The 20,009-nt window shown below is 53.3% G+C and carries 17 protein-coding genes; 8 read left to right on the top strand and 9 right to left on the bottom strand.

Annotated features, from left to right (window positions below; genetic code table 11):
* Positions 1-696: 696 nt before the first annotated feature.
* A complete protein-coding gene (locus AC1Q6D_RS32665) occupies positions 697-1,461 on the bottom strand; it encodes a hypothetical protein (RefSeq protein ID WP_178083130.1) in 765 nt (254 codons plus the stop codon).
* 709 nt (positions 1,462-2,170) lie between these two features.
* On the opposite strand from AC1Q6D_RS32665, the gene AC1Q6D_RS32660 reads away from it, so the two are divergent.
* The 4 genes from AC1Q6D_RS32660 (at position 2,171) to AC1Q6D_RS32645 (ending at position 7,941) form a co-directional block, all read left to right on the top strand.
* Positions 2,171-4,012 (top strand): AAA family ATPase, encoded by a 1,842-nt coding sequence (locus AC1Q6D_RS32660; RefSeq protein ID WP_103404541.1) that lies wholly within the window; start codon positions 2,171-2,173, stop codon positions 4,010-4,012.
* 1 nt (position 4,013) lies between these two features.
* Positions 4,014-4,901, top strand: coding sequence for an ATP-binding protein (locus AC1Q6D_RS32655; protein WP_103404540.1), 888 nt, complete (start codon positions 4,014-4,016; stop codon positions 4,899-4,901).
* Positions 4,883-6,307 carry a response regulator gene (locus tag AC1Q6D_RS32650; protein ID WP_103404539.1) on the top strand — a complete coding sequence of 475 codons (1,425 nt, stop codon included), beginning with the start codon at positions 4,883-4,885 and terminating at the stop codon, positions 6,305-6,307. Before AC1Q6D_RS32655 ends, AC1Q6D_RS32650 begins: the two co-directional genes overlap by 19 nt.
* 1,013 nt (positions 6,308-7,320) lie before the next feature.
* Positions 7,321-7,941, top strand: a complete 621-nt coding sequence (locus AC1Q6D_RS32645; protein WP_103404537.1) for a tyrosine-type recombinase/integrase — start codon at positions 7,321-7,323, stop codon at positions 7,939-7,941.
* A gap of 99 nt (positions 7,942-8,040) precedes the next feature.
* On the opposite strand, the gene AC1Q6D_RS32640 is transcribed toward AC1Q6D_RS32645, so the two are convergent.
* The 8 genes from AC1Q6D_RS32640 to AC1Q6D_RS32605 form a co-directional block, all read right to left on the bottom strand.
* Positions 8,041-8,259, bottom strand: a complete 219-nt coding sequence (locus tag AC1Q6D_RS32640) for a hypothetical protein (RefSeq protein WP_103404536.1) — start codon at positions 8,257-8,259, stop codon at positions 8,041-8,043.
* Positions 8,260-8,914: 655 nt separating this feature from the next.
* Positions 8,915-9,511, bottom strand: coding sequence for a cytochrome c3 family protein (locus tag AC1Q6D_RS32635; protein WP_103404535.1), 597 nt, complete (start codon positions 9,509-9,511; stop codon positions 8,915-8,917).
* A gap of 9 nt (positions 9,512-9,520) precedes the next feature.
* The gene (locus AC1Q6D_RS32630; RefSeq protein ID WP_103404534.1) at positions 9,521-10,012 is read right to left on the bottom strand and encodes a nitrate reductase cytochrome c-type subunit; all 492 of its coding nucleotides are present in this window, start codon (positions 10,010-10,012) and stop codon (positions 9,521-9,523) included.
* An 11-nt stretch (positions 10,013-10,023) separates the two neighbouring features.
* A complete protein-coding gene (gene napA, locus AC1Q6D_RS32625) occupies positions 10,024-12,528 on the bottom strand; it encodes a nitrate reductase catalytic subunit NapA (protein WP_103404533.1) in 2,505 nt (834 codons plus the stop codon).
* Positions 12,519-12,785 carry a chaperone NapD gene (locus AC1Q6D_RS32620; protein WP_007947575.1) on the bottom strand — a complete coding sequence of 89 codons (267 nt, stop codon included), beginning with the start codon at positions 12,783-12,785 and terminating at the stop codon, positions 12,519-12,521. Before AC1Q6D_RS32620 ends, napA begins: the two co-directional genes overlap by 10 nt.
* A 39-nt stretch (positions 12,786-12,824) precedes the next feature.
* Complete coding sequence (locus AC1Q6D_RS32615) at positions 12,825-12,992, bottom strand: periplasmic nitrate reductase, NapE protein (protein ID WP_103404532.1); 168 nt, start codon at positions 12,990-12,992, stop codon at positions 12,825-12,827.
* Between the two features lie 414 nt (positions 12,993-13,406).
* The gene (locus AC1Q6D_RS32610; RefSeq protein WP_103404531.1) at positions 13,407-14,138 is read right to left on the bottom strand and encodes a CPBP family intramembrane glutamic endopeptidase; all 732 of its coding nucleotides are present in this window, start codon (positions 14,136-14,138) and stop codon (positions 13,407-13,409) included.
* On the bottom strand, positions 14,135-14,323 hold the full coding sequence (locus AC1Q6D_RS32605) for a hypothetical protein (RefSeq protein ID WP_146041493.1): 189 nt from the start codon (positions 14,321-14,323) through the stop codon (positions 14,135-14,137). The genes AC1Q6D_RS32610 and AC1Q6D_RS32605 overlap by 4 nt, the downstream gene beginning before the upstream one ends.
* Positions 14,324-14,958: 635 nt before the next feature.
* On the opposite strand from AC1Q6D_RS32605, the gene AC1Q6D_RS32600 reads away from it, so the two are divergent.
* Genes AC1Q6D_RS32600 through gmtX form a run of 4 tightly spaced genes read left to right on the top strand, consistent with a single transcriptional unit; the run spans position 14,959 to position 19,861 of the window.
* Positions 14,959-15,156: a hypothetical protein gene (locus AC1Q6D_RS32600; RefSeq protein ID WP_103404530.1), complete on the top strand. Its 198-nt coding sequence runs from the start codon at positions 14,959-14,961 to the stop codon at positions 15,154-15,156.
* A gap of 32 nt (positions 15,157-15,188) precedes the next feature.
* Positions 15,189-16,586, top strand: a complete 1,398-nt coding sequence (gene gmtY, locus AC1Q6D_RS32595) for a gamma-mobile-trio recombinase GmtY (RefSeq protein ID WP_103404529.1) — start codon at positions 15,189-15,191, stop codon at positions 16,584-16,586.
* A gap of 9 nt (positions 16,587-16,595) precedes the next feature.
* Positions 16,596-19,190, top strand: a complete 2,595-nt coding sequence (gene gmtZ, locus AC1Q6D_RS32590) for a gamma-mobile-trio integrase GmtZ (protein ID WP_103404528.1) — start codon at positions 16,596-16,598, stop codon at positions 19,188-19,190.
* The gene (gene gmtX, locus AC1Q6D_RS32585; protein ID WP_103404527.1) at positions 19,187-19,861 is read left to right on the top strand and encodes a gamma-mobile-trio protein GmtX; all 675 of its coding nucleotides are present in this window, start codon (positions 19,187-19,189) and stop codon (positions 19,859-19,861) included. The genes gmtZ and gmtX overlap by 4 nt, the downstream gene beginning before the upstream one ends.
* Positions 19,862-20,009 lie beyond the last annotated feature (148 nt).

Genomic DNA, 20,009 nt, shown 5'->3' with positions numbered 1-20,009 from the left:
GTTATTCCCCCCAGTCTGCAATACATAATTAGGGCTTTACAGGCGATTTCCTCTATCGATACCCCTCTATTGAGGGGTATTTTTTGAGGTGTAATCGCTGAAGCTATACAGTGATTCCACATAGCATGCAGTAGCGATACCTTTCTATGCATAATCTGGCTGCTCTCAACTTCAGCCTGTACGCGTGATCGCCCTCCATGGCGCCTTGTGCGTAATCGCACTCCTGCCAACTGCAATCGTGTTATCCATCGTTGCATCCGACTCAACCAACGCACGCCGAAGAGGCGACCGGCAAACAACGGCCAAAAGCTGCGCCCCAACGCCACCCCCGCAAATCTATCCAAAATAATCGCCGGCGAGTTTTCAGCAATAGACTCTGACTCAAAATTACACCCCAACGGCCATACACTATTTGGGGTGATTCTGTTGAAAAAGTCGAACCCTCAAGACTGCCTGCATACGGACTGCTGAAAACGCCTTTACTGCGCGCAGCTAGGCGGAATCTGAGCCCGGAGTCTTGTGCTCAAGGCAAAGATTTCAATCTCAAGCACGTGCTTTCAGCCGTGGAACCATAATCGACTTTTTCAACAGAATCGGTCGATTTCTGTCAGTCGCGCCAGACGGAAATCGGCCAGGGGCGGACGTTCCCGCGTATAGGTCCTGTAGTAGGTAGACCTCTAGAAAAAAGAGGTCAATTCACATTGACTTGAGCTCATCATCAGTAGCTCCCCGCATGGCAGCTTCAAATGAGTCAAGGTCGTCGTCGGAAGGGGTGGTCATTGCGGGTATCGCTCGAATCCCATCCGCAATGTCCCTGCGGCTCAGATTGCAGATGATCATTTGGCCGCTGTTGATCTGGTACTCCAAGGAGCCACACCAGCGATTCATGTACCCTACGGTAGGTGTCAGGACGGCGGCGCTGGGGCGCTTTCTCATCTGGTGTTTTGCGAGGGACATTCGCAGGAGCTCCATTTGAGTGAAGAGCATCTGAGTACGCTTTAAGTCATCCCTCATCGTATCAACGAGCTCTGGTTTCTCTATGAGCAGATTGATTTCCTCAATGCGTTTTTGGATCGTGTAGTTCTCATAGCTCAAGGGCTTCTGCAGTTCCTTCAACTTGAGCGGCAACCCGCCATTGTCTGCGGCTCTGAGGTACTTACTGATTTTCTCGCGCCATGTGCGTACCAGTTCGTAAGCAGAGAAAATCCACATTTGTGACTGCGCAGATAAGAACATCGACTGGTAGGACGTGTTTGTCTCATCGAATTTACTACGAAGGTATCCATACTCCAGATCCATGATGAACTCATCCACAAGCGTGAGACTCATCGCTTGGTTGCTGAAGTCGAGATTGTTTGCGAAGAAAACAAGGCTGTTTAGAGCCGAGTAAATCGCCATCTGATGGATTTCCTCAGGGCTCTCGTAAGGAATCTCTTCGTCACACTCTTCGTAGTCATCCATGGTCTATCCTTTCGACGGTTTCGACGCTCACCCCATTACAGCTTTGCTGAATGCTGGCAGGCAGTCTTTGGATTTGGATTTGGGTTGCATTGACCCACTGCTAGGCAATGTGACCAGTAGGGATACCTGCTTTCGCGGCTGCCCGCTCAAGTTGATCCTTCACTGCCAACCAGCCGTAGCGGTCGGTTATAGACCAGTCGCTGCTTGGAATACGCCCCCCTGGCACTTACAACATAGTTTGACACGAGTCACCCGCCACCTCACAGGGGCCACGATACGCGTCAAATACAGTTTTTGACCCTAGGTGAAACCTACCGCCAGACAGTCCCGAGCGGCGCTGCAAGCGCACCGATCAGCACGCATTAGGAGCATCAAGACAAATGGCGGTAAGTCAGGTACACAATGTGCAGCTGACTCACACGCTAGCTAGCGGTCATGGATATCGCGAGTCGCATTGTTTTCCTTAAATAAATGGACAACGCAGCAAGTCCATGCGTGTAAATTTTTTGAGCACAACACCAAGGTATGTCCATACCAGCCAGTTTTTTGATTCGCTGTTCGTTACTCCGGCTTTCGGCTCAGAAACACACCGTTAGGTTTTTGCATTGCTAAAAAAACATCTACCTGTGGATTCTCTAGATTGCACGCCTGCGGTATCTTTGATGAACTGAGCGGTTCATCGTTAAAAATCCTATGGATTGGAGTTTAAATGTATATACAACGCGTACAAGTCGACGAGGGCTTCCTCGATGGTTTGGATATCACCTTTACTCCGGGGCTGAACGCAATAATTGGTTCGCGGGGAACAGGTAAAACATCACTCATCGAATTAATCAGATTTTGTTTAGATGTCACCAGCACGACTACTGAAACTACTAGGCGCAGCAGAGATCATGCTCTATCTATACTTGGAGCTGGCCAAGTTACGGTTACCTTAGTTGACGAAGATAAAACAATTTTAGTTAGTAGAACAGCTTCTGATGAGGTCCCAAGAGCAACTTCTGTATATCGGAAACCTGTAATATTTTCTCAAACAGAAATCGAAACCGTAGGGCTAGAGGCGGCAGGACGACTAAGACTGTTAGATGGGTTTGTAAGAACCAAGCAAGACTCCGACGTAGTTGAAAGAGATGTAGTTGCAGAGTGTAGGAGTTTGACACGACAGATAGAAACTTGCCGGAAGGAAATAGATGAGTTCGAGCAAGCACAGAAAGCTCTTCCTGACCTGCACGCAGAGCTGACTAAAACAGCTCAAGCAGAGCAAGAAGTCTCGAAAACCTCTTTAGATTTGCAGGCAAAAACACAGCTTCTCAGCCACCGATCTAATGAGATATCAGGGATAAGTGTAATACTTCAGCATGTTACTCGGCTTAAAGATAGTGTTGCAGGTTGGAGTCACGAAGTAAAAAAGGGGATCGATTTTGGTCTGCCTTCTGATATTGATGTTGATCTTGCAGCAAAAATCACGACAAACATCCTTGCCATAAACCAGAGGATAAAAGGCGTAAAAGAGCGCCTAGGTGGCGAACTGAAGGAAGTTATAAATATATATCACGAATTGGATGAAGTCGTAAAAAAATGCACTGGTGATAAAGTTGTACAAGAGGATATGGCAAGGCAACTCCGGGTGGAGGTAGAAGGAATTCAAGCCGGATCAGGAGCAGTGCTAAGAAAAGGACAAGAACTAAGAGAGAAAATTGCGAAACTGGATTCCATAACCGCGTATCTAGGACAGAGAAAAATATTCATACAAAGTCTAATTGATAAAAGAGCCGCTGCATTAGATCAGCTAGATGAGATACGCGCCTCACGATACAAAGCAAGATATGAGGCATCTGATGCATTAAATAAACTGGTTGGTCCTAGCATACGCGTGTCAGTTTTCCGGAATGGGCAAGTAAAAAAATTTGCTGCCTCAATCTCTGAATCTTTAAGAGGAAGTGGATTACGGTACGCCGAGGTGGCCGAAACTCTAGCAAATAATTTGAGCCCTAGAGCACTTTTAGAGGCCGTAGATGACTTTGACGCGGACACTATCGCAGACGCAGCAAATATCACAGCGGATAGAGCAGCCCGACTATTGTCACACCTCAAAGGGTGTGACTTAGGAGAGATTTGTACCATCAATATAGAAGATGAGGTTTCCCTGCAACTTCTCGATGGCACAGATTATAAAGATATCTCCGATCTTTCAACCGGGCAGCGATGCACCGTAGTATTACCGTTGATTTTATCTCATATGAACCGAATGCTAATAGTCGATCAGCCGGAGGATCATATCGACAATGCATTTATCGCTAAAACCTTGATCAAGGTGATAGTTTCGCGAGGTGGTAAAGGACAGATAATTTTTTCAACACACAATCCTAATATTCCAGTGCTCGGAAATGCCGACATGGTGCTGCATCTTGGCTCGGATGGCCGTCGCGGTTTTAGAATTTCTTCGGGTCCTCTTCATGAGCGCGACATTGTATCGGCAATAAGTACCGTTATGGAAGGTGGCGCAGAGGCGTTTTCAAAACGTGCAACTTTCTATAGCGGTAACCCTTAACATGAACCGCGAAGAGGCTCTCCTGGCGCTGACTACCGGCAATTCGCACGTTAGGTTTCGCGCATTGCGGGCTTTAGAACAGGTTGCTCTACCGACGGATATAGCTTTTTTACTTAGACTTCAGACTACTGAAACGGACTTATACGTTAAAAAGCGTATTGATAGAATAGTGTCTGGTCTTCACGTCCAATTACCAGCGAAGCCGGTAGAGGAGGATGACATTGTCCCAGTCGACGTTAGGGAGCGCATTAGGGCTGATGCCATTGAATGGGTTGCAGGCCTTCTTTTGCATGAAATCGGTTCAAAGCTCGGCCTTCTTGCAAGTGAGGTATCCCATGATATACCAAACTATGATAACTCCAACTCAAAGCGTAGAGTAGAACAGCTCCAAGATACATTTGATGGTATTGAAGAACTAAAAAAAGCCACTTCATCTCCTAAGCCAGTAGAAATGGATCTTGCATCATTTATACGAGATTTAGTTGAGCTTGAACGAGTTGGACGTGATGTTGAAGCTTCCTATGTAGGGTCAAAGCCACTGGTCATATTCTGTGATAGAGGTCTTTTGGCGTTGGCTCTTTGCAATGGTATTAAGAATGCCATAGAGGCAGCTATCTCCGTCCGTTCCGAAAACCGGGAGCCGACGATTATTGTTAGCTGGGGTCAAACAGACATCGATAATTGGATCACAATAATCGACAACGGTCCGGGTTTACCAAGTAATTCATCAAGGTCATTTGTTCTCGGTGAATCTACGAAGTCGGGCCACCTTGGCTTCGGCTTGGGTATAGCACGACAAGCGATTGAAACACTGCATGGCACCGTCGAGCTCCGGAATTCGGGAGCAGATGGAGCTGCATATGAGCTAAGATGGAGCTTGATGAAGTGAATATTCTTATAATTGAGGACGAACCCGATTTTGTTGAGGAAATTAAGAGGCGGGTTTCCTCGTTATGTCGTGAACCAGCTTTTACGGTCGCTGCCTATGCCGAAGTCGCGGCAGTTTTTTTGACAAATAATTTCTTCGATCTGATTTTTCTAGATTTAAAGTTGCCTACTGCGAACCAATCCATGGACAGTGATCCTCAGCATGGCAGAGATTTGTTAGATTTGGCGAGGGCTGTTGCTCCTGGTACTCCTGTATTCATGCTGACAGGATCATCCGCAGAGCAATTTTTGCCGGAGATGATGGCCCTCAACCATCAAGTCGATATTTGGGGCCAAGGAAAAACGCTATCATTAATTGGATTTCAACCAAAGCACCGAGTAAACAATCTGGATGCGCTCATTCATCCATACATTAAGGCATGCGATGCCGTATGCGACGTTGAGATCAATTCGGCAACCGATTTAGATCTACGTGTAGCGCGTTTAGTACGAATTTTCACTGCGTCAGTTGGCGGAGTATTTTGTGATGTACGTAGGCTAAGTGGCGGCTTATCCGGCGCACTAGTTCTAAAACTTCTTGTTAGGGACGGTAGTGGAGCTAAAATTCACGATTCGATCGCAAAGATTGGCTCGCCCGACCACATCCAAGATGAGGTAGAACGACATGATAAATATATCTTGAGATTGGAACCCAGCGCTACACCTAGAAAAGTAGCTGTCTTGAATCATGGTGCTAAAGATACGTCAGGAGTATTTTACAGCCTAGCGTCAGCCTCAGAATTTACCGGATTTTCGATTATTGAAAAAGGCGCTACCGAAGTAATAAAGGCGGTCATGGGATGCGTTCAGCGTTGGACAGATGCGGCAACACAAAAACGAGTTTCAATTGAAAGTATAAGACGTAGCTTTATAAGCGATGAACAGTTCGCAGAAATCCGAAACCTAGTTTCACACGAATGGGTAGAAAGATTTGAGCAAAACCCTGTTCTCGTTAAATGGGGTTGTGTGCATGGTGATTTACATGGGATGAATGTTCTTCTCTCCGACGCTTGGGTACCAGTTCTCATTGATTACGGCGATGTTGAGGAAGGCGCCCTCTGCAGAGATCCTATTACATTTGAATTAAGCACATTTTTCCATCCGGATGGTCCATTTAGAAATAGTGAATGGCCAAATGAGAAGGATGCTTTGGTATGGGGGCAGCCGGAATTTTCTGGTCTTAATTGCCCCGCTGAAGAGTTTTTTAACGGTTGCAGAGTGTGGTCGGAAACAATAGCTGCGGGAAAACGGGAGCGAGCGGCAGTTGCATATGGGTACTTAGTTCGCCAACTAAAATATCCTGGCTGCAATGCGTTGCGTGTCAATCAATTATTAGCGGGTGTTAAGCGCCTCTACGACTCGGCTTGATTACCACTTCCATAGAACTGAGTAACGCCTCAGATAATTGTCTAATGAGGCGTTACGTAGTCTTTCGCCAGCAGCACAGCGCTCGTTAGCGTATTCACGATGCAAACCGCGCCCTATCCCGACCGATGCTCCGCCCAGGATGCGAAAGCCCTCGAATCCGGGGATTTGACCTATATTTCTGAGTAGCGCTCAAAACACGGGTTACCTTGGAGTTTTAACTGCGTAGGTTGGCAGTCACTTACTTGTACCGCGCATGAAAAAATGCAAAAAGAATTAGTTTTGATATGTGGTTAATTTATGGACGATAAAACACCCATCACAGTTAGCATGGCGCCGGAATCACTGAGTGCGTTACTGATGCCGCTCCAAGATGAGGGAAAAACGACATGGGTAGCCGGTGTGGAACTCCGCAGTCGAGCCATAGCTGACGGTTGCGACAGACAGAAGTCGCCCAAGCAAGCAGCTATAGCCAGAGCATTAGTTGACGCGAAGCAATACTAAAAAAACGCGAATTCAAGAATAGTATAAATTACTAAATTTTTATATTAGAATGGCTATTTTCGTCGCCTCATTAGCAAAAAAATCCACAAAATTGGCTTTATGCGCAATTATGCGAAAATCCATAATTTGTTCGAAGATAGGATTCGGCGACGAAAAAACAAATGTGGAGGAGGCTGGTAAGGGTGGATAAAACCGTCTCTCAATATCCTGGATCCTAGGCCTTCGGGACTCTTCTGCCGGTAAGAATACGAAGCGCGTTCGTCAAAGCTGAAGGGTGACGGTTCCTGGCCGGACGTGCGATTGTTGTCCCGCGCTTCGTCGTTGCCCCAAAATCCCAGTAGCAAGGAAAAGAAATGTTTTCTTTAAGTGCTGAAAATAGCCGCAAAGACAACATTTCTTTACTTACAGCTATTGGCCGATTTATTCCTTTGCTGACAGGCAGCTATAGGGCTGATCACCACCACCATTGCGACTGATCCACCCTTGTCTTCCCTCAACGTGGAGGACGAGCCATGAACACTGTTGCTAGATACCGCCATCAGCCTTGGAACAAGGGAAAGCTTGTCGGTCAGAAAGCCCCGCTCCGAGTCAGAGATATCTGGGCTATCCGAATAAGACTTCAGCTTGCTGAGAAGACGCGTGATTTGGCGCTCTTCAACTTGGCCATCGATAGCAAGCTGCGTGCCTGTGACTTAACCAAATTGCGGGTCAGAGACATTGCCCATGGGGAGCATGTGTCGTCACGGGCCATCGTGATGCAGCAGAAAACTCAACACCCAGTGCAATTTGAAATCACTGAACAGACCCGAACGGTTCTGGAAGCGTGGATGCGCCAGGCGCGTCTCCGCAGTGAGGATTTCTTGTTCCCGAGCCGGCTGCACGCTTCAGAGCATTTATCCACCAGGCAATACGCTCGAATAGTCAAAGCGTGGGTGACAACCATTGGCCTTGACCCAACCATGTATGGTACTCACACGCTACGGAGAACCAAGGCTTCGTTGATTTATCGCAGGACGAAGAACCTGAGAGCGGTCCAACTCCTGCTTGGTCATACGAAGCTTGAAAGCACTGTCAGGTATTTGGGAATCGAAGTCGATGATGCCTTGGAAATGGCGGAGCAGACGGAGGTGTGACCATCACTGCGACGGTCATGCCAGACCGTCGAGTCAATTGTGTCTACAAAGTCAGGGGCCATTCAAATCAGAGGGCAGTCCTGGACCTCACTGAGTGATCTAAGACTGGCGTACCCTCATAATGGAATCTGTGATGGCTTGAGCATTTGTGTCCAGCGTTTCCATTGCCGATATCGCATTAGCGGCGACACTGCCGACCCCATTTTCTGACAACCACCTGGTTATTTCTTCTATCGCGGCACATAGGGCGTGCTGGTTGTGGAGGAGCAATGTCAGTGCGTCCGCTGTGGCGATTTTGCAATTTGAGTTATCGGGCATGACGGTCGTCCTTGAGTAATGATGCCGGAAGCCTAGCTCATCTCGCCGTTGCCTTTCCCAGATCTACCCAGCTATTTGGATTCGATCTGACGCTCCTTTGAACCGAATTTGACCTGTACGTCCCTAGGTTATGACCGGCAGAGGTCGACCCATAGCTGCCCTTCGCGAAGGGCGGAGATCAGCCGCTCTCTGCCTGTCGACTCTTGTGTGTGTGCATTGGTCAACCGTATGCAAACGGCGGTCACCGCGAATGCAAATGTCTTGTGAGTGGCAATGCATTGGGTGGCCATGTGCGATGCAATTAAGCGTTTAGAAACACTTGAGAATTCACCACATTCGACGTGTCGCATGAGGCTAAACGCTCCACGACGACCTCTTCGCTTCGATAAAAGAGGCCGATGGTAGTGGGTAATCCTGCGTTGCTGCCTGCCTGAGCGTGGGCCGGATCAATGAGAGATCGCTGTCCAAGTGTTTGTAGAATGGGCGTCAAAGTGCGCGTGGAATCCGCAGACCAACTTGGGCACAGAGGCTATACCCCCTTGAAACTTTGGGTTTGGGGGGTTATCAGAGAGGGGGAGAGAATTGTGTCAAAGTCGAAAAACCGGCGCGGATATACCGCTCGGCGGCAACGAAGTGAGAGCCCTGGCCGATTCGACTACCAGCCTTTGACCCCACTCATGTCGGGCAACTTGTGGGCGATGCCCTTATGACAGTCAATACAGGTCGCCTGCCCGCTGGCCAGTGATGTGGAGTGCATATTGGCGGCGCGTTTGCCCTGGCGGGTAAAGTCCATGAATTCAAAGTTATGACAATTGCGGCACTCGCGAGAGTCGTTTGCCTTGAGCCGTCCCCACTCGTGTTCGGCGAGTTCACGCCGCATACCGAGAAATTTTTCCCGGGTATCGATCGTTCCGAACACCTTGCCCCACACCTCTTTGGACGCCTGCATCTTGCGGGCAATCTTGTGCGTCCACTCATGCGGGACGTGACAGTCCGGACAGGTAGCGCGTACGCCAGAACGATTGGTGTAGTGAATGGTGTCCTGCAACTCGACAAACACGTTGTCGCGCATTTCATGGCAGGAAATGCAGAACTTCTCGGTATTGGTTGCTTCCAGCGCAGTGTTGAAACCACCCCAGAAAATCACCCCGGCGATGAACCCGCCGAGCGTCAGAAAGCCCAGGCTGTAATGCACGCTGGGGCGACGCAGAATGCCCCAATAGTCTTTGAGCAGCGCACGCAATGATTTCATGGCCTCTCCTTAAGGTTTTTGCTGGCCGTTGATTTCGTCTTGCAGCACCTGGTCAATATTCTTGAAACTGTTGCCCACCAGTGGCTTAACGTCTTTCTGTGGCACGTGACACTGAGTGCAGAAATACCGACGTGGCGACACTGCGGCCAGTGCCTGACCATCACGGTCCATGTAATGGGTGATGCTGATCATCGGCGCCTGAGTACGTGCGCTATTGGCGCGGCTGTGACAGGACAGGCACTTGTTGCTGTTCTTGTCGATCGGATACCCCCGAATGCTGTGCGGGATGGTAGGCGGCTGGTCGGGATAATTGCGCTCGCGCTTGAGGTCCTTGTTCTCGTCCTCTGCGAGCGGCGGTGCCGGCAAATCCTCGGTCAAGGTCCCTCCGGGTCGCCGGCCGTCCGGCGCAGGCGCATCCAGCGGGTAACCAGGTTGAGCCGCGAATGCCACCGGTATCCACAGCAACAGAGCCGCCAGCAAAGACAGCAAATGACTCTTCATCTGAGCGCTCCTTATGCCGTCTTGATCAACTCAATCCTGATCGCACATTTTTTGTAATCAGTCTGCTTGGAGATGGGGTCCGTCGCATCGAGCGTGACCTTGTTGATCAGCTTGTTGGCATCGAAGAACGGTACGAACACCAGGCCTTGCGGTGGTTTGTTACGACCTCGGGTTTCGATGCGCGCACGCATCTCACCGCGTCGGCTGATCAGCTTCACTTCGCTGCCTCGACGGGCATTCAAGGCTTTGGCATCGGTCGGGTGCATGTAGACCAACGCATCAGGGACTGCCTTATGAAGTTCCTCGACACGCTGGGTCATGGACCCGGTGTGCCAGTGCTCAAGCACTCGTCCGGTGCTCAACCAGAATGGGAACTCCGCGTCGGGCGATTCCGCAGGGGGCTCGTAAGGGAGCGCGAAAATAATCGCCTTCTTGTCGGGATAGCCGTAGAACTGCACACCGCTGCCCTTCTCCACGTAGGGGTCATAGCCTTCCCGGAAACGCCAGCGTGTTTCCTTGCCCTCGACCACGGGCCATCGCAACCCACGTTCGGTGTGATAGAGATCGAACGGGGCAAGGTCATGACCGTGGCCACGGCCGAATTGGGCATATTCTTCGAACAGCCCTTTTTGCAGGTAAAAACCAAAATCCCCGGCCTCGTCGTTTTTATAGCCCGCCGCCATCTGATCAAGCGGGAATTGATCGACCTGACCGTTCTTGAACAACACCTCGTACAGGGTTTTGCCCTTGTACTGCGGTGAGGCCGACAATATTTCCTCGGACCAGACTTCGTCCGTTTTAAAGCGCTTGGAAAACTCCACCAGTTGCCAGAGATCGGACTTGGCGTCACCCGGCGCCGAAACCAATTGATGCCAGAACTGCGTACGTCGTTCCGCGTTGCCGTAAGCGCCCTCTTTTTCGACCCACATCGCGGTGGGCAGAATCAGATCGGCCGCCTGGGCCGAGACGGTGGGATACACATCCGAGACAATCACAAAGTTCTCGGGATTGCGCCAACCCGGCAACACTTCCTGCATGATGTTGGGGCCGGCCTGCATGTTGTTGCTGGCCATGGTCCAATACACATTGAGCACGCCGTCCTTGAGCATCCGGCTCTGCTGCACGGCATGGAACCCGACTTTTTCATTGATGGTGCCCGGGGGTAGTTTCCAGATTTTCTCCGCCGTGGCGCGATGCTTTGGATTGGTGACCACCAGATCAGCGGGCAGGCGATGGGAGAACGTCCCCACTTCCCGCGCCGTGCCACAAGCCGAAGGCTGCCCCGTCAGGGAAAAAGGACTGTTGCCCGGCTCGCTGATTTTTCCGGTCAGCAGGTGGATGTTGTAAATCAGGTTATTCGCCCAGACGCCCCGCGTGTGTTGGTTAAAGCCCATGGTCCAGAAGGAGACCACCTTGCGCTTCGGGTCCGCATACAGTTCGGCCAGGGCCTTGAGTTGCTCGGCCGGCACGCCGGTTTCCTTGGCGGTACGCTCAAGGGTGTAAGGTTTTACGAACGCCGCGAATTGCTCAAAGTCGATGTCACTCCAGGTGTTCGCCTTGGCCGCATTCTGGGCCTTCATCTCCAGTGGGTTATCGGGACGCAGGCCGTAGCCGATGTCATCCGTACCTTTGGCAAATTTGGTGTGTTTGCTGACAAAATCCTTGTTGACCGAGCCGCTTTCAATGATGTGGTTGGCAATGTAATTGAGGATGAAAAGATCAGTCTGTGGCTTGAACACCATGGGGATGTCAGCCAACTCAAAACTGCGATGCTCAAAGGTCGACAGTACGGCCACCTTGACGTTGGGCTGACTCAATCGGCGATCCGCCACCCGGCTCCAAAGAATCGGGTGCATCTCCGCCATGTTTGAGCCCCACAGCACGAACGCATCGGTGACTTCAATATCGTCATAACACCCCATCGGCTCATCCATACCGAACGTGCGCATAAAGCCCATGACCGCCGAGGCCATGCAATGACGCGCGTTGGGGTCAATGTTGTTGGAGCGAAAACCCGCCTTCATCAACTTGTTGGCCGCGTACCCTTCCCAGACGGTCCACTGACCCGATCCGAACATGGCGATTGACTCGGACCCTTTATTTTTTATCGCCTCCTTGAATTTCAACTCCATCACATCAAATGCTTGATCCCAGGACACCGGTTGAAACTCGCCTTGCTTGTCGTACTGCCCGTTGGTCATGCGCAACAGCGGCTGAGTCAGGCGATCAACGCCGTACATGATCTTCGATAAGAAGTAGCCTTTGACGCAGTTCAGCCCGCGATTGACCTCGGCTTTCACATCACCATGAGTGGCGACCACCCGATTGTCCTTGGTTGCCACCATGACGCTGCACCCGGTACCGCAAAAGCGGCAAGGCGCTTTATTCCAGTCCAGGGCCACCCGGTCTTCTTCAGTGATCAGGTTGCTGGCAGAGGTAAACACCGGGAGCCCCGCCGCCGCCGCGGCGATCCCGGCGGCCTGGGCTTTGACAAACTCGCGTCGAGTCATAGGCATGTGCTTTCTCCCGTAACATCGAGAATCTCGTGATAAACGAGGGCGGCATTGAGCACACCCGGCAAGCCGTTGATCTCACTGATGCGCCGGGAAATTTCACTTTCGTCTTCCATCTCCAGCACCACAACCAGCTTGCCGGCGGGACTTTCCTGGTGCAGTTCAACGCCTTCGAGCAAGCGCAAGTTGGCTTTCACCGCCTCGAATAATTCAGGGTGGGCAAGCACCACCAGACTGGCTATATGCAGCGTCTTTTCCATGACCCGTACTCCCCGTCTTTTGCTAAAGATGGAAAACGATCAATTAGGTGGACCAGGAGGGCCGAGCAGCATTTGCAGAAACCAGACAAAGAAGCCGTAACCACCCACTATCGCCACGGACAGCAATGGAAAAAAAATGACAATCAGAAAAAAGAACAGGCGGGTTTCTTTGCGCGCTTGCTGGGTAGAGTCATCCGCTGATGGCATGGTTATCGCTCCTGCCAAACTTTGAATTCAGCCTAGACGGCCCACATCACAAATTCCACTAAACGGATTAACGGCAGAGCTAAGGAAGGTCTGAGCCAAGAGACAGATATTTTCAGATGACGAGTCGAAGGACAGGCTGACACAACCAATTCGAGCTCACGTGACCGGCGGCAAGCGAGAAGCGGAGAGAGGTAACAGGAAGTATCGACCCAAATTTGATGTTTTCCCCAGTCAACTGGAGCCCAACCCATTAGCGACGCCATATCGCTGATATTGCATTTTTTGAAAATCGAGCGTCCACTTTTGGCCGTTATCTGCCTGTCACGGCTGACAGAAATCGACCCTGAACCGCCAGTCTTCTGAGGGGGAATAGCGCCCTGCGCAGTGGCGATGGCGCTACCCGCCTGTGATCAATCACATGGGTGTGGCAATGAGTAATATTGCAGTCCCGTGTGCGGCTGTGGCGGCGGTTACCCCGTAGCGCATGCGGACGAAAGAACAGACCAGACCCTCAATCAGAGTGAACAGTAAAATCGGCCAGCCAATCCGGGTGACGCTTAGCGCCAGGAACGAATGGCAGGCTGCGAAGGCGACAGCGCTGATCAGGGCTGCTCGTAGCGCAGAGGTGTGGTGTTCGAGGTGACCTTGCAGGAAGCCGCGAAACAGCACCTCTTCTAGCGCATTGCCGCCGAAAGCCAGCACGACCATACTCAGCAACCAAGGCCAATAACCCGCGATCTCGCCTATATCGATTCCTTGGTAAAGCCGCAGCGGAACGCCGATCGCATACCCGGCAGCGAAGCCCAGAGTGAGTCCGACAGCCCGATTGCCCTTACTCCAGGCGATGAGTCCCCATAGCTCTGGTGCGATCCTTGCCAGCGCGGCGACGATAGCCAAAGACAGGACGCCCAGTGCGGCCAAGACAAACGGATTTGAAACAAAGCTGATCTGCACGTCACCACTCAGGGACCATAAGCGCAGCGGGGTCATCACATCGCGCATCAGTACGAAGCCAAGCAGCAGGATAACTATGCGCAAACCTGGCTGTGTCTTCGGTGTCAGACGGAACCAGAGGGCACAGAGGCTAAGACCAGGAAGCAGATAAATGCCATAGTCGATGAGCAGCGAAAGTCCTTCTGCGATCATTTGGCTGTCCGTGAGAGTTGAAGCACATGCTGAGGCAGCTCGTTAAAAGCTGACAATGTGACCGGTTCATTGGCTGCGGCATCGGGAAAAGTTGATGTCTCGCTTCCGCAGGCCGCTGATGTCATGAGAGAAACCAGCGAAGCAGTCTTGCCTGTGTAGATGCGTTTGAAGAGTGTGCCGAACATCCCTATTTCCCCAGTGCTATCCATTGCAATGTGTTTGAAAGAGGGAGAGTGCGATACACGGGCCTACGCATGCAATAACCCTCAGGCGTCAAACCATGCTGATTTGGTTGATTCGGATTAGTGCTGCTTGAACCTTGCGCAAAAGATGGCCTGGCGACCTGCTTCGTCCGGGAAGGCTTTCCCTGTTTTGCATCCAGAAACAGGCCGCAACGACCCAAAGTGAATCCTGCGCAACACCAGCTCGGCGCAGGTACTGATAGTTAGTGCTGGCGCTGGGGAGCCTGGTTGACGTGCAAAGCGGTCTGAACCAGGGAGCGGAAGGCAGCTTTTGGCCGATTTCTGCCTGCCAAGACCGGCTGAAACCGCCCCAAAGCGGACGCAAGTGTCAATGCGAACAGGTATTGAAGTGGAGTGCAAATCGCGCTATCGCAGCAAAAGCCCTATCTCCCTCCCTGTACTCGTTGTTAGCGCCTTGTCAGCCTGCAACCTGATCGCCTTCCGTCGACTATGCTCATCAATCTGCCTAACGTTAACGAAGTGAGCGTTGACATTTCATCTCGTTGCTCTGCTTGTAGGCAACATAGATAAACCTCGTCTTTCTGGCCCCTTATCACTTCATTGATCGGAGCTAAACCATGTCAACCAGCTATTATCTCGCGTGCCTAGAAACACTGCGCTATGTCTGGGTTGGCACGCTTGCCGATACGACGTCCGCGGCCGGCGTTCAAGCAGAGGTTGTATCACGCTTCTGCTTGGCACATCGCGGTAAGGCGCTCAGCGTGGTCAGCGAAGAGCACCAGATCGTTGAGGAAGGCCAGGAATGGCGTCTTTAACTTATACGATGCTCAGATAGGAGCTGCGCATCGTGTTTGTGACAGTCAAGGCTCGCGTCTACACCGACGCCACAGGGATCTATAGCGAGCTGCCAGCGCTATTGACGTCGGCTGGGGTGTTGGAGCCTTTACTCGACTATTGCCTGTCTCGCAGCCATGACCGCAGCCTGACTTGGATGTCGAAAGTCACCCGCTCGGTCCGGATGTTTCTCGAGTACCTGCAATCCAATCCCGCCGAGCGCGACACCTATCGTCTGTTTCAGAACTTCGCTCAGCGGCTGTATACCGGCACCTTCGACATTGAGACGGGGCTTGATCCCAGCGGCTTGTGCTGGGCGCCGCGCTCGCCGCAGGACGCCTCGCACATCGTCACCCAACTGACGGACTTTTTCGACTGGCTTGGGAAGATGCGTCCCGAGGCGGCCTTGTTGAACCCACGCTATGCGGGCGGCGCCTTCGACCGACAGACTGACGAGGCTGCGTACCAATTCCGACGCAGCAGGGCCTTCCTTGGGCACACGTGGGCGGCGAATGCAGCCCCCACAGAAACAGGACATCGTGTCCGCGGGCGACGCCTTCCGCAGGTCGAAAGAAGTGAGCCGCCGGCCTTCCCGGAAGAGCGCTTCGAGGAGTTGATAGCCAAGGGATTCAGGACGGCCGGACGTCAGGACTATCGCGGCATGCTCATCACACTTCTGTTGCACGGCGCTGGCTTCCGCGAGTCGGAGCCTTTCCACCTCTATATTTCGGACGTGTTCCCTGACTTGGTCTGCCCACGCCAGGCCAAGGTGCTGATTCATCACCCAAGCCATGGCGCTGCGCCTGCCGATTGGTGCGACGAAAAGGGCAAACCTCGTAAAGGCAAACGCACGGAATACCTCGCCCAGCGGTTCGGCCTGATGCCCCGCACCGAGGTGATGGACCGGCGCCACGCCGGCTGGAAGGGCGGCATGCACGATGCGGCTTACTACAAGCAGGCCTACTGGTTCCTGCCTGAATATGGCGAGTGGTTCCTGCAACTTTGGTATCGCTACCTGGACCAAGTTGCACGTATCGAGCGCGACCATCCGTTTGCCTTCATCAACCTGAGCCGCGAGCCCGTGGGCGCGATGTACACGCTCGCCCAGTACAACAAAGCACATGCCACCGCTTGCGAACGTATCGGCCTCGCGGTCGGCAAAGCACTGGGCACGACACCACACGGTCACCGTCACGCCTACGGCCGCCGACTGCGCAGCGCAGGTGTCGACAAGTCACTGATTCGCCGCTTCATGCATCACGCCTCCGAGGAAAGCCAAGAGGTCTACACCCGGGCGACCGCTCGCGAGGCCTTGGCGGCGCTTAATGCGGCTGCGCAGCGGCTGCGGAACAAACACGCCGGCACGCGGTTCGTGCCTAGCCGAGAATCAGGCATCGAACTCAGCGAGTGAAGAATCCGTATGACCAAAGAGAAGACGGCGCCCAAGACATCCACCAGCCCTGTCCCGAAGAGGAAAGGGTTGAATCGTAATACCGACACCAATCTGGGCTGGGTGGAACGCGAACATCCGCAGTTGGCTGTCTGGCGCGCCTTGGCCATTCTGTGGTTGAAAGGGGAAACAAGCGGAGTTGGTAAGAAGCTCCAGGCCCTTGCGGCGTTCTTCGAGCGATACCTCGTCCTGCAGGGGTTGCCGCTCGACCCGGCAGTATTCTTGGCCCGCGTCACGGTCCTCCCTGACTTTCACCGCACAGTCTGCCCGGATTCTGCAGACGGCATCCAATACAACAACACCATACACTCCTTCTTGCACTTCGTGCTTCTGCGCGAGTTCAGCGAAGCAGCCGACGACGGTGATCCAGTGGTCTCGCCTGCCTTCCGCAACCCAGTACCCAAGATGTCCAAGAGCGGCCTGCCTCGGCGCGACGAAAGCGTGCATTCTCCGCTGCCCTACGGCTACATCGACGAACTGCGCTGCATGCTCGCGTCAGGGCCGAACTTCCGGAGCTGGCATTGGGCGCATGGTGCCCTAGGCGCGGAAAGCGACCAGCGCGGACCCGACTGGTTTGAAGCGAACGAAGACCAGATTGACCGTAACGATCCGGACTGCGTGTGGCGTGAGCGATCAATCAAGAACGGCACACGCCTGGAAATGTGGTCACCGGTGCGCTGGGTAGCTCTCCTCGTCAAGCTCATACTGCCGTTACGCACCTTCCAGGTCCGCATGCTCGATTCAGGCGAAGCCGATACCTGGCGCTACGCAGAAGGTGCGTGGGCGTTAAATGCGAACCGGCTAGCTCAGGGCAGCGCACGCCACCCCCTCCAGCAAGGGGTGTTCCGCCGTAGTACTCCGGCCACCGACGTTGAGCCTGCCCTGGCCATTCTCTACATAAATACGAACAAGACCGCCGACATCGGTAGATCCGGTCCCGACAAGGGCTACGTACTGCCCTGGCCTTCTGGCGGGCCAGTTCACCAAGATGTCTTCTACTGGCTAGAGAAATTGCGCAACTGGCAGGAGAAGTACAACCCGCTCTCGCGGCGCACGGCGTGGAGGGAACTGGACGGCCGTCACCTCCGGGCAAAAAGCGAGGTGCAACTCGCTGGCTATTCGGATGCCTGCTTTCTCTTCAGGCTGCCGGAGGCGCGAGATGGCGAGTGGAATTTTCCTGTGCAGCGATACGGCAAACTAGAGGCGTGCTGGTTCCGTCTATTGGAGGCACTGGAAATCCGCGTTGCTAACCGTGGTGAGACTCATCGCAACGGTGCACTGATTCGTTTCTTGCCACCACTGGAAGAGCAGAATAACGGGAGAACAACTCTCTTTCCCCTGCACAGCCTGCGCGTCTCCCTCATCACCGCTCTGGCTCTGGATGGACAAGTGCCATTCCCCGTGTTGCAGAAGCTCGTTGGCCACAGCCGCCTGCTTATGACGCTGTATTACACAAAGCCCGGCGGGAGTTACATTCGCGACGTGCTGCTTGGCGCCGCGGAGCGGCTGGAGGCGAACAAGGAAGCGCGCATTCAGGACTTCCTGCTTGACACTTTACACGACGAACTACTGCAGAAGGCCATCTGTAACAGTGTGCCTAGCCTGGCCGCAGCCATCCCGCAGCATCCAGCCGCGCGCAACCCGGCGGGCTGGATGCCGATGCACCACGGTCTGTGCTTGGTCGGCGGCAACACCAGCGATGTTGAAGGCAATGGCATGGTGGGGGGGTGCTATAACGGGGGGCCTATGATCACCAACAGTAGTTCGTCAGTGAATACCAAATACGGGCCGGTTCCGGGTGGCAGTCGCAATTGCGTGCGTTGTCGCTGGTTCGTCACCGAGCCGCATTACCTGCCTGCGCTGGCAGCTCACTTCAACACGCTAGCCTATCACTTTGACGATGCCCGTAACGCTTGCCTTAGCCGTGAGCAGGAGCTACACGATCTGAAAAAGCAGAAGGCGGATGCGGAGTACACGGGGCAGCCGTTCGCCCGGGTGGGCGACTTCCGCCAGTCCGAGCGAGTATGGGAAAGCGCTATGAAGCGATTCAGCGACTTGGCCGAAGACTTGGTGGCCTGCTGGCGGCTCATCGAACGTTGCAAGAGGGTGCTTGAAGTCCCGCAGGGCGACGGAACGCAATTGATCACGGTCGGTGCGGAGAGAGAGGTACAGGTAATCTTCGATGAGACAGACTCGGAGCTGCTCCAACTGGCCGGCGTTTGTGACAGCGTCGAGGTTTACCCCGACCTGGAGCCGGGCAAGGCGGTCCTCCGCCGCAGCCAGCTACTCGATGGAGTGCTCTACCGCGACAACCTGCAACCCGTATTCATGCTCCTGAACGAGCAGGAACAACTTCTCGCCGGCAACGCCTTCATGCGACGACTAGCCCAGCAGATACACCCTGAAAATCCCGCTCTGGGCCAGCGGGAAGTAATTCGCATAATGGACGCAGGCGCACGCCTCAGCCAGCATTTTGACATGGACCTCGTCTGCCTGCTGACCGGAGCACAGGCTGATCAGGCGCCGCTCACTCAGCGAAGGCCCCCGACGGGAGAGCAGGCATGAACGGCATGACAGACCTCCACCCGGACGCTGTGCTGACGTCGCTCCTTAACAAGGGTGGACGTTCTAACCGGCGGGCGAACCTTGCGAAGATACATGAGCTTTGCCGTAGACAGCACGCGGCTGGCTCGCGCGACTTCGCGCTGTCGGCCATCGGCCGCTTGGCTGAAGCCGAATGCATCTTGAAGGGCCGAGCCCTGTACAACGCTCCGTCTGCCGACTACCGGGCGCTCATCGAAGCCTGGGCCGCCTATGCCGGTCCCGCTAAGCCCAAGCCCCCAAAGACCCTAGCGAGCCACGAATACCTTATGCGCATCGAAGACCCTGCCATCCGCTCCATTATGCAGGCCGTCATCGCTGAACGCGACAAGCTCAAGGCGCAGCTCAACGTGCTGAAAGCCCATACCCAAGTGAACGTGGACCGCCGTCACATAGATGCAACCGGTTCTGCTGCCCCGGAAATACAGCTGCCCGCCTTGCTCGACTCGTCCGCGCAACTCACACCGTCAGAACGGGAAGCCTTGGAAAAAGCTGTGTCGGCCAGCTACCTCGAAGAGCGCGGCATGAAGGAAGGCAGCCACGGTGAAATCGTTAACGAGCGCGGCCGGACGATGTTCGAGGTGGGCTTTGCCCGCGCAGTTCGCAAGGCGCTGGGAGATCCTATTACTAAATAAAAAGGCGCCGACGTTACCGTCGGCGCCTGGGAGGTTGTGATGCATTGCGATGTATTTATGCATAACAGCGCATTGGTCTAAAAATTCAATTTAGACAACTCCTTGCGGTCACTTACCCACATCCTATGTATTTTTAGGGTATAGGTGC

Source organism: Pseudomonas sp. MT92 (genome assembly GCF_058792515.1).
This window is presented reverse-complemented; position numbering and strand designations above follow the sequence as displayed.

Coding starts and splice junctions, on each gene's coding strand:
- napA (WP_103404533.1), bottom strand. CDS start 12,528: ATGCCTATGACTCGACGCGAGTTTGTCAAAGCCCAGGCCGCCGGGATC.
- AC1Q6D_RS32605 (WP_146041493.1), bottom strand. CDS start 14,323: ATGTTCGGCACACTCTTCAAACGCATCTACACAGGCAAGACTGCTTCG.
- AC1Q6D_RS32635 (WP_103404535.1), bottom strand. CDS start 9,511: ATGAAATCATTGCGTGCGCTGCTCAAAGACTATTGGGGCATTCTGCGT.
- AC1Q6D_RS32650 (WP_103404539.1), top strand. CDS start 4,883: ATGGAGCTTGATGAAGTGAATATTCTTATAATTGAGGACGAACCCGAT.
- AC1Q6D_RS32615 (WP_103404532.1), bottom strand. CDS start 12,992: ATGCCATCAGCGGATGACTCTACCCAGCAAGCGCGCAAAGAAACCCGC.
- AC1Q6D_RS32640 (WP_103404536.1), bottom strand. CDS start 8,259: ATGCCCGATAACTCAAATTGCAAAATCGCCACAGCGGACGCACTGACA.
- AC1Q6D_RS32630 (WP_103404534.1), bottom strand. CDS start 10,012: ATGAAGAGTCATTTGCTGTCTTTGCTGGCGGCTCTGTTGCTGTGGATA.
- AC1Q6D_RS32645 (WP_103404537.1), top strand. CDS start 7,321: ATGAACACTGTTGCTAGATACCGCCATCAGCCTTGGAACAAGGGAAAG.
- gmtZ (WP_103404528.1), top strand. CDS start 16,596: ATGACCAAAGAGAAGACGGCGCCCAAGACATCCACCAGCCCTGTCCCG.
- AC1Q6D_RS32660 (WP_103404541.1), top strand. CDS start 2,171: ATGTATATACAACGCGTACAAGTCGACGAGGGCTTCCTCGATGGTTTG.
- AC1Q6D_RS32665 (WP_178083130.1), bottom strand. CDS start 1,461: ATGGATGACTACGAAGAGTGTGACGAAGAGATTCCTTACGAGAGCCCT.
- AC1Q6D_RS32655 (WP_103404540.1), top strand. CDS start 4,014: ATGAACCGCGAAGAGGCTCTCCTGGCGCTGACTACCGGCAATTCGCAC.
- AC1Q6D_RS32610 (WP_103404531.1), bottom strand. CDS start 14,138: ATGATCGCAGAAGGACTTTCGCTGCTCATCGACTATGGCATTTATCTG.
- AC1Q6D_RS32620 (WP_007947575.1), bottom strand. CDS start 12,785: ATGGAAAAGACGCTGCATATAGCCAGTCTGGTGGTGCTTGCCCACCCT.
- gmtX (WP_103404527.1), top strand. CDS start 19,187: ATGAACGGCATGACAGACCTCCACCCGGACGCTGTGCTGACGTCGCTC.
- AC1Q6D_RS32600 (WP_103404530.1), top strand. CDS start 14,959: ATGTCAACCAGCTATTATCTCGCGTGCCTAGAAACACTGCGCTATGTC.